Genomic DNA, 14,940 nt, shown 5'->3' with positions numbered 1-14,940 from the left:
TTTTATCAGCAGCGATTATTACTATAAATAGCTGAACCATGGCCAAACCATGAGTATCCGCTTCCATAAATTGCCGTGCTGCTGAATTTAACCTTACTTTTAATTTACTTATATTATGGTGTCGTCAAACATGGCAAAAACCACAACCAAAAAAAGTCCAGCACCAGCTGCTGACAGCCCAAAGGGTAAGTCTTTGGTGATTGTAGAATCACCAGCCAAGGCAAAAACGATTAATAAATACCTTGGTGATGACTTTATTGTACGCTCAAGTATCGGTCACGTCCGTGATTTGCCCGTCAGTGCGAGTAAAAGCGCAAAGAAAGCAACGACCGCTAAAAAAGATGACAGTCTGACCAAAGAAGAAAAAGCGCAGCAAGCGCTGGTACGCCGCATGGGTGTAGATCCAGAGCATGATTGGGCGGCAGTCTATGAAGTACTGCCAAACAAAACCAAAGTCATCAAAGAGCTTAAAGCATTAGCCAAAGACGCTGACAAAATCTATCTGGCAACGGATATGGATAGAGAAGGGGAAGCGATTGCTTGGCATTTAAAAGAAGTCATCGGTGGCCCTGATAGCAAGTATCAACGTGTGGTCTTCAACGAGATTACCAAGTCAGCTATCCAAAGTGCGTTTAAACAGCCTTCAAAATTAGACATTGACCGCGTGAACGCGCAGCAAGCGCGTCGGTTCTTAGACCGTGTTGTTGGCTTTATGGTATCGCCACTATTATGGCAAAAGATTGCCCGTGGATTATCTGCAGGTCGTGTACAGTCAGTTGCCATGCGCTTGGTCGTTGAGCGTGAGCATGAAATTCGCGCGTTCATTCCAGAAGAGTACTGGCAAATCCATGCGGACACGCACATTGCCAATGGTAAAGCCAAAAAAACCTCAGACGCTGAGCAAATCGGTATACGCTTAGAGGCGACCAAACAAGGTGGAAAAACCCTAAAGCTTGGTAATAAAGAGCAAACCGATAAAGTTTTAGAGGTGCTCAAAGCAAGCGACTTTATCGTTAAAGAGCGTGAAGAGAAACCAACGCAATCACGTCCAAGCGCGCCATTTATTACTTCGACCTTGCAGCAGGCTGCTAGCACGCGCTTAGGATTCTCTGTTAAGAAAACTATGATCTTAGCGCAGCGTCTATACGAGGCGGGTCATATTACTTATATGCGTACCGATTCGACATTTTTATCAGGCGACGCACTTGCTGCTGTCCGTGGTCATATCGAAGACAGCTATGGTGCAAAATACGTACCAGAAAAACCAAATTTCTATGGTAACAAGCAGGGCGCACAAGAAGCGCATGAAGCGATTCGTCCTTCTAATGTCAATATGAAATCAACACAGCTCAAAGGTGTTGAGCGTGATGCAATACGTCTATACGAGCTAATCTGGCGTCAGTTTGTGGCGTGTCAGATGTTACCTGCCAAATATCTATCAGTGAACCTGTTCGTAGGCGCAGATGATATCGAGCTAAAAGCCCGTGGCCGTACCATGGTGTTTGATGGCTACACAAGAGTCATGCCACCGGCCAAGACTGACGACACTTTACTGCCTGATGTCAAAAAAGGCGATAAGTTAAATCTAGATAAGCTAGATCCAAGTCAGCACTTCACTAAGCCTGCGCCTCGCTATACTGAAGCCAGTCTAGTAAAAGAGCTTGAGAAGAAAGGCATTGGTCGTCCATCGACTTATGCTTCAATTATCTCGACTATTCAAGATCGTGGTTATGTGAAGCTTGAAAATAAGCGTCTGTTTGCCGAAAAAATGGGTGATATCGTTACTGATAGATTGACGGCTAGCTTCCCAGATTTAATGGATTATACCTTTACCGCTGCGCTTGAAGATAAGCTCGATCATGTGGCAGAAGGTGATCAAGATTGGAAAGATGTGCTTGATAATTTCTATGGTGAGTTCAAAACCACTCTAGAGCGTGCCAAAGAAAAAGACGGTATGCGTCCAAACGATCCAACTGACGTGCCAGATGTCCATTGCGATATTTGTGATCGTCCGATGCAGTTGCGTACAGGGTCAACAGGTGTGTTTTTAGGTTGTACTGGTTATAACTTACCGCCAAAAGAGCGCTGTAAAGGCACCAAAAATCTAATGCCAGTCGAAGCATTCGCCAATCTAGATGATGCGGAAGGTGATGACGAAGCGGCAGAAGTTAAAGATTTGATGGAGAAAAAACGCTGTCCGAAATGTGGCACGGCGATGAATGGTTATATCGTAGATGGTGGCCTCAAACTACACATTTGCGGTAACAACCCTGATTGCGATGGTTATATCCTAGAAGAAGGTAAGTTTGAAGTTCCTGGCTCAGATGCACCAACCATTGACTGTAACAAGTGCGATGGGCAGATGGAGCTTAAAACAGGACGCTTTGGCCCGTACTTTGCTTGTCAAAACTGTGATAACACGCGTAAAGTACTAAAAACAGGTGAAGCTGCGCCGCCACGTATGGACCCAATCCATCTTCCAGAGCTAAAGTCGACCAAGCACGATGATTACTTCATCTTGCGTGAAGGCGCAGCTGGTATGTTCTTAGCAGCGTCTAAGTTCCCGAAAGTGCGCGAGACACGTCCGCCAAAGCTGGCTGAGCTACGAGAAATTAAAGATAAGATGGAAGATAAGTTCCAGTATCTGTTTGCAGGGCCAGATGAAGATCCTGAAGGTAACCCAACCATCTTGCGCTGGTCACGTAAGAAAAAAGAGCAGTATATCGGCTCTGAGAAAAACGGCAAGGCCACACGTTGGGGTGTTTACTGGCGTAAAGGTGAATGGGTAGAGGAGTAACTATTGTTAAATCCAATATAGGGCTTTTATAGCGCCAGACTCATTTAATGTGCTACAGGTACAATTTGCATTGGTCTTTCTTGTATTAGCTTTATATTGGCTTAAACAGACCTAAAAGTTACTTCCAATAAAAAACCCTCTTATAATTTAAGAGGGTTTTTTTTGTGCTTATAATATTTCTTTTAAGCTATTTCTACATTTGCAAACCTAGCTTAAGTTCATAGGTTTGGACAGCATTAGTTTTTTACGATGATACCGCAACCAATACGATCGCCTGCATTACCTGAAGGCTGACTGGTATAGTCGTCAACGCCAGCATGTACGATAAAGGCCAAACGATTTACGCTATATTTACCTGCTTCAGTCGCTGCGATTTTCTTGTTCACATAGTTAATAGTAGCAACACCATCTTCATTAGCAGTTAAGTTTGGCAAGTCACCAGCATGGCCATTCATATCATCTGGATTAGAGTGTGGCTTGTTGTCTGGGTTGAAGTGACCGCCTGCTGCTTTACCCATGACGTCACAGCTACCTGTCTCGTGGATATGTAATGAGACAGTTCTACCTGGCTGTAGGTTAGTGAGTTTACCGTAAACTTGGACGCCGCCATCGACTGGACGTAAGAAAACTTGACCAACTTCTTTCTTCTCACCATCTACTGTTTGTATGGTTGATTTTAGCGTTGGCTGTGCTAAAGGATTGCCTGTTTGCATTTGGCTTTCTACCGTTTGACAACCAGTCATTGCTAACGCTGAACCGCATAATAGGGTGCTTGCAAGTATTGTCTTATTCATTGTTATCTCCAATTGTTTGAGTTGTTATTTTTAATCTTCATTAAAGCCACGAATATCTATCGTTATTGTTCTATAAAAATCGGCGTCAATATTCGTTAACATCGGAGTCAGTATAGCCAAGCTAACTCTATAGTTATTCATCAAATGCGCAACAATCAGTTAATAAATGTAAGTAACGTATGGGTTTGAAAAACGAACTAAGATAAAGGATTTTCGAAATTAAATGGCTTTAAATGCGTGAGAGAACTACTAAGAAAGCTATGAACTGCAAGCAAATGAATAACAAACAGGTATAAAAAAGCCACCCATCATAGTGATGAGCGGCTTCTTAATCTATAGAACTGGATTAATAAAGGTTCAATTAATTGTGCAGTGCTTTGCCAGAAGTTTTATCAACGGTCACTTTGGCAGGCTTAATTGGTGTTGGCATACTCACCAAAGCAACCTTTAAGATTTCCTCAATCGTGGCAACTGGCTGGATGGTTAGGCCTTCTTTCACGTTATCAGGGATATCAGCCAGATCACGCTCATTAGTCGCTGGGATCAAGACGTGCTTGATGCCGCCGCGATGTGCCGCAAGTAGTTTTTCTTTGAGACCACCGATACGTAGGATCTTACCGCGTAAGGTAATCTCACCTGTCATCGCAATATCTGGACGGATAGCGATACCTGTCAACGCAGAGACTAGCGCTGTCGTCAGTGCACCACCAGCAGATGGGCCGTCTTTTGGCGTGGCTCCTTCTGGCATATGGACATGGACGTCTGTTGTTTTAAACGTCTCGTAGTCGATACCTAAGCTATCACCGCGAGCACGAACCACGCTCATAGCTGCGCGAATTGACTCTTTCATCACATCGCCTAGTGAACCGGTAAAGCTAAGCTCGCCTTTACCTTTCATACCGACCGCTTCGATAGTCAATAGTTCACCACCGACTTGAGTCCATGCAAGACCAGTAATACGACCAATCTCAGGCTCTTCTTCAGCCAGACCGTAGTCATACTGATACACACCTAAATAGTCATCGATGTTTTTGTCATCGACTGTCACTAGCTGACGTTCCGCTTTTTTCGGAGCGCGAGCACCATGAGTTTCAACCGAACCGCGAACCACTTTACGGCAGATTTTATTCACTTCACGCTCAAGGTTACGCACACCTGCTTCACGCGTATAGCTACGTACGATACTGTGCAATGCTGCTTCAACAATCTCAATTTCACCTTCTTTGAGACCGTTCTGCTTAATTGCTTTTGGCACTAGGTATTTCTGTGCGATATTAACTTTTTCTTCTTCGGTGTAACCCGGCAAGCGAATAACTTCCATACGGTCAAGCAGCGCAGGCGGAATATCCATGCTGTTGGCAGTACAGATAAACATCACTTGCGACAGATCTAAGTCCATATCTAAATAATGGTCGTTAAAGGTGTCGTTCTGTGATGGATCCAATACTTCAAGCAACGCTGATGCTGGATCACCGCGGAAGTCTTGCGCCATCTTATCGATTTCATCCAATAAGAACAGCGGGTTTTTGACTTCTACTTTTGCCAATGACTGAACAATTTTACCCGGCATCGCACCGATATAGGTACGGCGATGACCACGAATCTCTGCTTCATCACGTACGCCGCCGAGTGCCATACGCACAAACTTACGGCCAGTAGCACGGGCAATCGACTCACCCAGTGAAGTTTTACCGACACCCGGAGGACCGACAAGACATAGAATCGGACCACGAAGTTTCTTCACGCGTGATTGTACGGCGAGATATTCTAAGATGCGGTCTTTTACATCTTGTAGACCATAATGATCCTCGTCTAATACCGTTTTAGCTTTGTCTAGATTAATAGATACCTTGGTCGTCGCATTCCACGGCGTGTCCAAAATCCATTCAATATAGTTGCGTACCACTGATGACTCACTTGACGCAGGTGGCATCATTTTGAGCTTTTTGAACTCTTGCTCAGCTTTTTTACGCACGTCTTCTGGCAGGTCAGCATCTTCTAAACGCTGCTCTAACTCAGCCACATCATCTTCACCATCGAACGCGCCGTCATTCATATCTGACAGCTCATTTTTAATGGCTTTCATCTTCTCGTTCAAGAAGTATTCGCGCTGATTGTCTTCCATTTGCTGACGGACAGCATCTTGGATATCTTGTTCGATATTTTGCTCAGCACTTTGCTTGACTAGATATTCAGTCAAGGTATTGATATGCGTTTTGATATCGTCTTCTTCTAGGAAAGACTGTTTGATATCAAGGTCCATCGACACACGAGTTGAGATGAAATAAACCAACTCAAGCAAGTCGTCAATACGTTTGGCCACACGAGTCAGCTCACGTGCATTGCGAAGTCGCGCATCTGCATAGCTTTCAAATAATGTAGTTAATGCTTGAATCGTATTTTTCTGTTGACTCTCATCCATGCTGACATCAAGGTCGGCACGCTCAAATCTCGCCATCAATAAATCGTCATGGCCTTCTATGTTATCGACACGAGCGCGGTATTGACCTTCGATCAATACTTTAATGCAGTTCTCATCGCTATCGTGTGGCATAGTGCTGACGATGCGGCACACCGTACCGTACTGATACAAGTTGTCTTGATCAATATCTTCGGTCAGTGAGTCTTTTTGCGCGACTACCAATACTTTATTGCCATACTCAGCCTGTGCCAGCTCAACCGCTTTCACCGATGGCGCACGTCCCACAAACAATGCAATCTGCATATGTGGATAGACGACGACGTCACGTAACGCCAACAGTGGCAGATAGCTTTCATCTTCATTATCTTTGACAACGTTGGATGAGGCATTTAACGCATCCGTAGATGAGCTTTCTGTCTCATTGTTCGCATCAGCACTGATGTTAGCGTCAGTGTCAGTATTTGCATCAGACGTCGTGTCAGTGTTCAGGGCAGATGATACATCGATGTCGATGTTGTCTTTATCAATATTATGTTCACTCATATGTTTTTCCTCGTTCCCCAGACTTGTAAAGTCAAGTTCGTGGTTCATGTTTAGATAAATGGTGCTCACGAAAAAAATTGCAAGGCTGAATGGTGAAGTCGTCTGCTTATCTTTGTTAAATAGTTATCTGAGCGCCCAGTTATTAATGCAATTAATGTGGGTAACGATGTGTTGTCATTAGTGTGACTGGTCTGTGAAGGATAAAGACAGTCAGAAGTTATAGAAGAGGGTTTAGATGTATAGGTGGTATTTGGTTGACTGTATTGATACCTAATCGGTTCTATGCGTAGGCTTTATACCCAAAATAAGGTAAACTGGCGCGCGTCTAAAACAGGCTCTCATATTGAGACATTTTAGACAACAGGGCGATATTCATTAGTTTCAATATTCATAGGTCTCAATACGACCAAAGTATAAAGAACAAGGGGCAACACATGGCCATCAATGCGGTATTGCTAGCAGTTATTATCATGCTAGGACTGTCACTTTCGCGAGTGCACGTGGTGCTCAGTTTATTAATCGGCGCGCTGGCAGGTGGACTGCTGGCAGGGCTTGGTATTACTGATACGCTTAATGCTTTTCAAGAAGGCATCCGTAATGGCGCAGAGATTGCGCTGTCGTATGCACTCCTTGGAGCGTTTGCGGTAGCGATTGCTCATTCGGGCTTGCCGCAATCGTTGGCAGGCGCGGTCATCAAGCGTATTGATGCTGCGGGTACGAGTGGCATGATTAAGTATATGCTGTTTGCAGGCCTTATTACCATGAGCTGCTTTAGTCAAAACTTAATCCCTATTCATATTGCCTTTATTCCATTACTGGTACCGCCACTATTATTAGCATTCAATCGCATGCAGATTGATAGACGCCTGATTGCTTGTCTGATTACTTTCGGACTGGTCACCACCTATATGTTTATTCCTTATGGTTTTGGTGATATTTATCTGAATCAGATTATGCTAAAAAACGTGGGTGAAGCGGGCATTGATGTTGCCAATATTTCTGTGGTGCAAGCCATGGCGATTCCTGCATTGGGTATGCTAATTGGTTTACTGGTTGCTGTATTTATCAGCTACCGTAAGCCACGCGCATATCAGCAGATTGCGATAGATCAGCAAGCGCATGATGCCGTCGTAGAAGGTGATGCATTAAGCAAAACTGCTGCTGGTGCACAGTCGCAAAGCAAGTTGAAAACACTGGTTGCACTGGCTGCTATCGTGACTGCTTTTGTGGTGCAGCTATATACTGATTCGCTACTACTTGGCTCAATGTTTGGTTTTGGTGTGTTTATGGCGACCGGCGTGGTGAAGTGGCGTGATGCTGATGGCGTCTTTAATGACGGTATCAAGCTGATGGCGATGATTGGCTTTATTATGATTACCGCGCAAGGCTTTGCTGAAGTAATGAAAGCGACTGAGCAGATTCAGCCATTGGTCGATGGGGCAGCGTCACTGTTCGCTGGTAACAAAGCGATGGCGGCATTTATTATGCTACTAATCGGTTTGATTGTGACTATGGGCATTGGTTCTTCATTTTCGACCATTCCTATTTTGGCTGCGATTTATGTGCCGCTGTGTATCTCTTTAGGGTTCTCGCCGTTGGCTACTGTGGCGATTATCGGTACGGCTGGCGCACTTGGAGATGCAGGTTCGCCTGCGTCAGATTCGACATTAGGGCCAACCTCTGGTCTAAACATCGATGGACAGCATGACCATATCAAAGACAGTGTGATACCGACATTCTTGCATTACAACATTCCACTACTGGCATTTGGTTGGATAGCGGCGATGGTGCTTTAATAAAGCTTGAACAGTTAGGTTTGGTATAAAAGGCGAGTATAGCTATAAGCTATGCTTGCCTTTTTTAGTTTTTATCGATTACTGAATCGATGCAAGACTTAATAATCTTCATCAAAATCTTTTATCTCACCATTCAAACTACTCAAAAACGCATTGCTTTGCGCCAGTAGTTCGTTGAAGCGTTCTTCATTGACGAGCCGTGTCATCTCATCAGCGCTAAACGGTTGCTCTTGACTATAGTAGCGTTGCTCTCTAGCGTCCTCATTGCCTAATGTCTGCAAATATTCATCCACACTATCTGCACTGGAATCAGCAGCGCTAGAGTCTTTTTCAAATTGTTTATCGTCTTTCATCAAAACCACCTTATGCCGCTTGGCGTAATTAAACCATCTAACGGTACATCCCACGGTTGACGCGCTAATTGTTCAACCACTTGAAAATCATAGCACCAACCTATCTTTAACGGCCTTGAAGTCCCTGAGCAATAGCTTTTACCAAGCGTCGTATCATAGAACCCGCCACCCATGCCCATACGATTACCATTTAGATCAACCGCCACAAGTGGACAGATAATCACATTCAATTCCGACGCCCATAGCAGAGCGCGGCTGTGGTTCTGTTTCATGCCTAATTGATGAATGCGAGTGGGGATATTCACCAGTTTTGAATGATAAACAGGTACAAAGCGCAATCGTTTATCATCATTACCATTGCTAGTACGACCAAGCGAGCCAACAACTGGTAAATAAGGTAAATAGCCTAAGCGTTGACACCAGTCTAATATTAGCTGAGTAGGTAGCTCACCAAATCCATCATAGTATAGGCCAATACGCGCACGCTTTGGCAAACACTTCTGCAGCTTAGATAGATGCAAGCTTGCAGACTGAGCAAATTGTCTACGTGCGCCATCACTTAACTGACGACGCTGGCGAGTAAAGTGTCGTCTAGGCGGATTGCTGATGACAGGTTCGGATGTTTCAGTGTTGTTTGAATCCGAATTATTTAAATCAAGGTTGTTTTGCTCAGGTCGTATTGGTTTAGGATGCATAGTTTCAGAGTGCATAATTTTAGAGTGCATAGATATCTTATCCAATGAAGTATCAGATTGGTGGTGACAGACGTTTTTAGACATTCGTTCTTAGGCATCGCTCAAGGCTATTTGTGAATATTCAACACGCCTTAGTCATGCTATCATAACGCCACTTTACATCGTATTTCCGTTTATGTGCAGCAGCTGTTGCACTTTTTATCGTTCAGTTATTTAACAACAAACCAGTAAAGAGGGTAGTTATGTCGACACAGAATCAGGCAACTCGTACCGAAAAAGACACCATGGGCAACGTAGAAGTCCCAGCTGATGCTTATTGGGGCGCGCAAACACAGCGTAGTCGCGAAAACTTCAAAATCGGTGGCGAGACGTTGCCGCGTCCAATGATTGAAGCAATGGCACTGGTCAAAAAAGCCGCTGCGATTACCAATGCAAGCCTAGAGCGTATCGAAGGCGACAAGCGTGACCTTATCGTACAAGCTGCTGACGAAATCATCAATGGTGGTCTGGTCGATCAGTTCCCATTGGTTGTATGGCAGACAGGTTCTGGCACCCAGTCAAACATGAACATGAACGAAGTATTGGCTAATCGTGCCAACGAAATCGCTGGTTCTGAGCGTGGCAGCTACACGCCCATTCACCCAAATGACCATGTAAACCATGCACAGTCTACCAACGATAGCTTCCCAACGGCGATTCGTGTGGCTGCTGCGCGTCAAATCAACAGCTTGTTGATTCCAGCGGTAAAAGCACTACGCGATACACTAGCGGCAAAAGCCAAAGAATTCGATAGCATCGTAAAAATCGGTCGTACGCATTTACAAGACGCGACGCCTTTGACCTTAGGCCAAGAGTTCAGCGGCTATGTGAGCCAACTTGACCATTCATTGACTCGTATCGACAACGCGCTACAAGGCTTATATGAATTGCCACTAGGCGGTACTGCGGTTGGTACTGGTCTAAACGCCCACCCTGATTATGCGGTAAAATCAGCTGAGCAACTAGCGACTTTGACTGGCTTGCCATTCGTCACGTCACCGAACAAATTCGAAGCACTAGCCGCTCGTGATGCAGAAGTATTTGCCTCAGGCGCACTAAAAACACTAGCAGCCAGCTTAAACAAAATCGCTAACGACGTACGTTGGTTGGCATCTGGCCCTCGTTGTGGTCTGGGCGAGTTGACGATTCCTGAAAATGAGCCAGGCTCTTCTATCATGCCAGGCAAAGTAAACCCGACTCAGTCAGAAGCAATGACCATGGTTGTCGCTCAGGTCATGGGTAACGACACGACTATCAGCATGGCTGGTGCGTCAGGTAACTTTGAGCTAAACGTGTATAAGCCAGTTATCGCGTTTAACTTGTTACAATCTATCAAACTGCTTGGCGATGCTTGCAACAGCTTCAACGAAAACTGTGCAGTGGGTATCGAGCCAGTAAAAGACAAAATTGATGACTTCTTGCATAACTCATTGATGCTAGTGACGTCATTGAACCGTCATGTTGGTTATGAAAATGCAGCAAAAATCGCTAAGACGGCTTATAAAGAAAACAAAACCTTGAAGCAAGTGGCGGTTGAGCTAGAGTTACTAACTGAAGCGCAGTTTGATGAGTGGGTAATTCCTGCTGATATGGTACATCCTAAGTAAGCAGTAGACCAAATAATGAGCTGCTACGGCGTCAGACTCGCTTAATGTACGATAAGTACAATTTGCACTCGTCTTTCTGGTAGCAGCATCATATTTGTTCCACTGAGAATTTAGAAATAAAAAGACCTTGTCACTTCTTATATGAGAACGTGGCAAGGTCTTTTTTTTGTTTTAAAAATTATTAATGGAGCTAATCCTGCTTTTCGCTATTATCTTGTCTGTTCATCAGAGCTGTGACTGCAGGTTAATAGCGTTCCTGTTACCTTAGTAGTGCTTTTAGCCAAGTCATCGCAACACGGTGGTCATCCAAGGATATCCACTTCAATCAAAGCTAAAAGCCTTGTTATGGTTTGTTGCTTATGATTTTTTGATTTTCGAGATAGCTTCTATTACTTTTTCAAAATTTTCTGTTGATAAGCCTTTAAGATCTTTTGCATCTGAATGTTCAAGATTATTATGATTTCCAAAATATTTTTCTACGAGTTCACCTTTAATTTTTTGCTTAGTTTCAACCTCTAAGTCCTCAATAAATGGATTTATTGAAGCCAACTCCAGCTCCGCATTCCGATTTATTGTCTCTAGTTTTCGATGTTTAGATGATTCACGAGCTGCATAAGTTGCTGGATACGATAATGATATAGCTGCAACAATCCTTACTAGAGCTTGTTGCCAAGCTAAATTATCTACATTTAAATTCCATATAGTTATAAGTAAGATAATCGAAAATGCAGCCATAAAACCAACTGCAACCCATCTCCATAGATTTGCATCTTTCTTATGGCTATTGGCTATGTTTTGATAGTTGCCTGTTATTCCTACATTTCCTATTAAGTTGACAAGTTTTTTAGCTTCATTATGCTTAGTCTCTAATTCAATTACTAAATTCGAAGTGCCCGTATCAATATCATTTTTGAGTTCATCTATTTCCTTGCGAAATTGTTCTTTTGATTTCTCGATATCAGAACTATAAGATTTAAGAGCAGTACTAAATTGTTGGTCATGTTGCAGTTTGATATTATCAAAAGTGGTTTGAAAAGATGTATTTAAATTCTTAATCTCCGCTTCCTTACCATCAATAAGGCTAATCAACTTTTGAATTTCAGATTCTTTCGTAGATAGCTCATTAGTAATTTTATCAATATCATTTTTGAGATCATCTTTTTCTTGTTCTAATGACTTATATTTACTAGTTACTATCTTTTCAAAATTAGCAATTTTATGTGAAAAGTCAAAGTCATTTTCAAAAACTGAGATAGGAAGGTTCTTAGTTCTGCTTATGGCAGTATTGAAATGATTGACAGCATTATTCAAATGACCATCGTTATTATTTCCAATAAAAGCATTAATTTGAGATACCGCTGCATTCAACTCTTTACTTATGATGTCCATTTCTGCTGGTTGAACTAAATCAGGAATAGTTAGTTTCATGCGTCGAGTTATGAAGGAAAGAACTGTATCGAAAAATGAAAGCTTTTGAAGATCTATTTTTTCTTTAATTTCATCATTAGATAGGGTTTCCTTGAGTGCGTTTAACCTATCAAATACATTGTGATTTTCAAAATTATCTGGATTCATTTTATTAATTCTATTGAGTTTCCAGTATTATGCACGATGTTACCAACAAATGTAATAACTTACTATCTAGTGAGTAGAGTAAGTTTTATAAGAGTAGCTCACTGAAAATTAGACTACATATTCGATTGAATTAACCATAAAAAAAGCCAAGCAAAATGCTCGGCTTTTTTATATCAAACTTCTAAGCTCAACTAGAATTTATAAAGCAAACCAAGCGTCGTCGCCGCTTCAGTACGTGAGTCGACCATTGGACTATCGTATTGCTCATTTGGTACATAGCTCACGCTTTGATTGGCAAATCCTGCCCAGCGCTCATTGAAATCATAGTTGGCGCTGATATTGATATACGGATTCAAGCTAGAGTTAGATTTATAAGTGTCAATGCCCGTTTTAGCAGCTTCTTTTTCACTGACGCCATAGTAGTACTCATTGTAGTCAGCGTCATGATATTCAAAGCCAATACTTGGATAGACCGTTAGCTTGCCTTTAGTGATTCTAGAAAGATAGGTCAAGCGAGCTGTGTTACCACCACTACGATCTAGTACATCAGCACCTATCTGCGCGCGGATGCCGCCAATAGCGGTACGACGCTGATAGCTAAGACCTGCTTCTGCTGATGATTTACGCTCATCCAAACCTTGAAGTGCGCCAGTAGCGTCATCAGGTTCAAACTCAGAACCCGCAAGCTTGGCATAGGCAGATAACTGATTGACACCATCATTGATCAGATAGGCACCAGCTTGCGCACCGCGTACATAGACTTTATTGTTGTCATAAAATGCACCTGGTAGCACGCGCACTTCAGTACTGTCTTCGAGATCGTAGGCTGATTTGACGGCCATGACATTGACCCCAACGCTGAGCTCAGCATCTTTGTCAGTCGGCAAGTTGTCATTAAAAAGTGCGGCGTTAGACATGCTAGCCACACCAAATAGTGCAGTAGCGGTGAACGCGCTAAACATAGTACGTGTGGAGATATTAGGTAGCGCTGCAAGTTTTAACATAATTGGATCTCGTAAGTGAGTATAAATAACTGAGTGGTGCGATTAAGCAAAACGTGTTTAAAAGGGCAAGCTATAAAATGAATCAGTAATATAGGTCAGTATGCTGTTTTTGGAGTCTATATAGCAATGATAGATAAGTATGAGCATTTACTCAATGGCTTTTAGTACTTGCAGTAATTGCTGATGAATATCTTGCCACCACCAGACGAAGCCAATGCTAATAAGTAACATCGCAAGCCATGGTAATAGTTGCCAAATAATGGAAGGTTTTTTAAGTGCTTCGGGTTTAATACTATTATGAACAGCTTCATTACTTAACGGTGAATTGTTAGCAGTAATGCTGTCGGCACTATTGTTAGTATATATGTCTGCCGTATTCGTTTCATTGTTGGCAAACGCAGCATCTTGCTCGGTTGAATTAGCATCAATGTGAGGCGATTGTTCGATAGAAGTGGCATTATACGGACTTTGATTATCGTGTTGTTCACGATATTGGCCACTATACTGACTGTTATATGATGGGTTGTCGTGAGCACTATATGAATAGTTGGTTTGATAAGCGTTTAGCGTGCGCTGCTGCTGAATCGCCGCGTTTTGTATAGCGACAGCCAGACGCTGACGGTAGCCAATCGCAAAAGCCAATGCAATCACTAGACCCGTGATTGCGCCACCGATATGACCAGCATTATCAATTCCCGGTACGGCAAACCCATAGACGAGGTTGATGCCCATAATGAATATCAGGCTTTTTAGATTGAGCACCATGCCATTGACCGATATTTTAAACAGTGCAGCGATTAATAATGCCGCGCCAATACCCATGATACCGCCAGAGGCACCAGCTGATAGTCCAGGCTGTCCTGTGCCATCCAAAATACTTTGCCACGTCACATAGCTGTTGAGTAAGTTACCACCGATTGCCGTCAACAAAAATAACGCCAAAAATTTGGCTGATCCAAACATCGGCTCGGCAATCTGCCCAAAGAAATACATGGCAAACCCATTAAATAATAAATGCATCAAACCAATGTGCAAAAACGCACTGCTGACCAGTCGCCAAGGATCGTCACCCATGGTAAAAGGTAATGCATTGGCACCCCATTTAAGCAGTGCTTCAGTGGAAGGGTTATTGGCATCGACGCCCGTCAGTACCTGCATAATAAATAGCCCGATAAAGCTGGCTAGTAGCAGGGTAGTGACGGGCGCAGTTTTTAATAGTTGTTGAATGGTCATAAAAGCGAGATATCATCAAAATGTTGTATATATAGTATAAAGGGTATAGTCAGATAATGTTATTTATCCGCAGGACATCATG

At 43.1% G+C, this 14,940-nt stretch carries 10 protein-coding genes; 3 read left to right on the top strand and 7 right to left on the bottom strand.

All coding sequences use genetic code 11. The annotated features are described in order from the left end of the window. Window positions 1–130: 130 nt before the first annotated feature. Entirely contained in the window at window positions 131–2,797 is a 2,667-nt protein-coding gene (topA, locus tag SJY28_RS00410) for a type I DNA topoisomerase (RefSeq protein WP_379543038.1), read from the top strand. Window positions 2,798–3,033: 236 nt separating this feature from the next. On the opposite strand, the gene SJY28_RS00405 is transcribed toward topA, so the two are convergent. After that, the gene (locus tag SJY28_RS00405; RefSeq protein ID WP_379543037.1) at window positions 3,034–3,591 is read right to left on the bottom strand and encodes a superoxide dismutase family protein; all 558 of its coding nucleotides are present in this window, start codon (window positions 3,589–3,591) and stop codon (window positions 3,034–3,036) included. 361 nt (window positions 3,592–3,952) lie between these two features. Further along, on the bottom strand, window positions 3,953–6,556 hold the full coding sequence (gene lon, locus SJY28_RS00400; protein WP_379543036.1) for an endopeptidase La: 2,604 nt from the start codon (window positions 6,554–6,556) through the stop codon (window positions 3,953–3,955). 434 nt (window positions 6,557–6,990) lie between these two features. Between lon and SJY28_RS00395 the strand changes: the two genes are divergently transcribed. Further along, entirely contained in the window at window positions 6,991–8,352 is a 1,362-nt protein-coding gene (locus SJY28_RS00395; RefSeq protein WP_101205176.1) for a Na+/H+ antiporter family protein, read from the top strand. Between the two features lie 98 nt (window positions 8,353–8,450). On the opposite strand, the gene SJY28_RS00390 is transcribed toward SJY28_RS00395, so the two are convergent. Then, complete coding sequence (locus SJY28_RS00390; protein ID WP_379543034.1) at window positions 8,451–8,705, bottom strand: hypothetical protein; 255 nt, start codon at window positions 8,703–8,705, stop codon at window positions 8,451–8,453. Beyond that, on the bottom strand, window positions 8,705–9,430 hold the full coding sequence (locus SJY28_RS00385) for a 5-formyltetrahydrofolate cyclo-ligase (RefSeq protein WP_379543033.1): 726 nt from the start codon (window positions 9,428–9,430) through the stop codon (window positions 8,705–8,707). The genes SJY28_RS00390 and SJY28_RS00385 overlap by 1 nt, the downstream gene beginning before the upstream one ends. Before the next feature lie 212 nt (window positions 9,431–9,642). Between SJY28_RS00385 and fumC the strand changes: the two genes are divergently transcribed. Further along, complete coding sequence (gene fumC / locus SJY28_RS00380) at window positions 9,643–11,046, top strand: class II fumarate hydratase (protein ID WP_201615842.1); 1,404 nt, start codon at window positions 9,643–9,645, stop codon at window positions 11,044–11,046. Between the two features lie 357 nt (window positions 11,047–11,403). Here fumC and SJY28_RS00375 read toward each other — a convergent pair whose 3' ends face one another. From SJY28_RS00375 to SJY28_RS00365, 3 genes are all read right to left on the bottom strand, one after another. Beyond that, window positions 11,404–12,621 (bottom strand): hypothetical protein, encoded by a 1,218-nt coding sequence (locus SJY28_RS00375; protein WP_379543032.1) that lies wholly within the window; start codon window positions 12,619–12,621, stop codon window positions 11,404–11,406. A gap of 191 nt (window positions 12,622–12,812) precedes the next feature. Continuing rightward, entirely contained in the window at window positions 12,813–13,625 is an 813-nt protein-coding gene (locus SJY28_RS00370) for a MipA/OmpV family protein (protein ID WP_379543031.1), read from the bottom strand. Between the two features lie 147 nt (window positions 13,626–13,772). Further along, window positions 13,773–14,858, bottom strand: a complete 1,086-nt coding sequence (locus SJY28_RS00365) for a rhomboid family intramembrane serine protease (protein WP_379543030.1) — start codon at window positions 14,856–14,858, stop codon at window positions 13,773–13,775. Window positions 14,859–14,940 lie beyond the last annotated feature (82 nt).

The organism is Psychrobacter sp. R86515 (assembly GCF_042466315.1).
Lineage (GTDB): Bacteria > Pseudomonadota > Gammaproteobacteria > Pseudomonadales > Moraxellaceae > Psychrobacter.
This window is presented reverse-complemented; position numbering and strand designations above follow the sequence as displayed.

Coding starts and splice junctions, on each gene's coding strand:
- topA (WP_379543038.1), top strand. CDS start 131: ATGGCAAAAACCACAACCAAAAAAAGTCCAGCACCAGCTGCTGACAGC.
- SJY28_RS00385 (WP_379543033.1), bottom strand. CDS start 9,430: ATGCACTCTAAAATTATGCACTCTGAAACTATGCATCCTAAACCAATA.
- SJY28_RS00390 (WP_379543034.1), bottom strand. CDS start 8,705: ATGAAAGACGATAAACAATTTGAAAAAGACTCTAGCGCTGCTGATTCC.
- lon (WP_379543036.1), bottom strand. CDS start 6,556: ATGAGTGAACATAATATTGATAAAGACAACATCGACATCGATGTATCA.
- SJY28_RS00395 (WP_101205176.1), top strand. CDS start 6,991: ATGGCCATCAATGCGGTATTGCTAGCAGTTATTATCATGCTAGGACTG.
- SJY28_RS00370 (WP_379543031.1), bottom strand. CDS start 13,625: ATGTTAAAACTTGCAGCGCTACCTAATATCTCCACACGTACTATGTTT.
- fumC (WP_201615842.1), top strand. CDS start 9,643: ATGTCGACACAGAATCAGGCAACTCGTACCGAAAAAGACACCATGGGC.
- SJY28_RS00405 (WP_379543037.1), bottom strand. CDS start 3,591: ATGAATAAGACAATACTTGCAAGCACCCTATTATGCGGTTCAGCGTTA.
- SJY28_RS00375 (WP_379543032.1), bottom strand. CDS start 12,621: ATGAATCCAGATAATTTTGAAAATCACAATGTATTTGATAGGTTAAAC.
- SJY28_RS00365 (WP_379543030.1), bottom strand. CDS start 14,858: ATGACCATTCAACAACTATTAAAAACTGCGCCCGTCACTACCCTGCTA.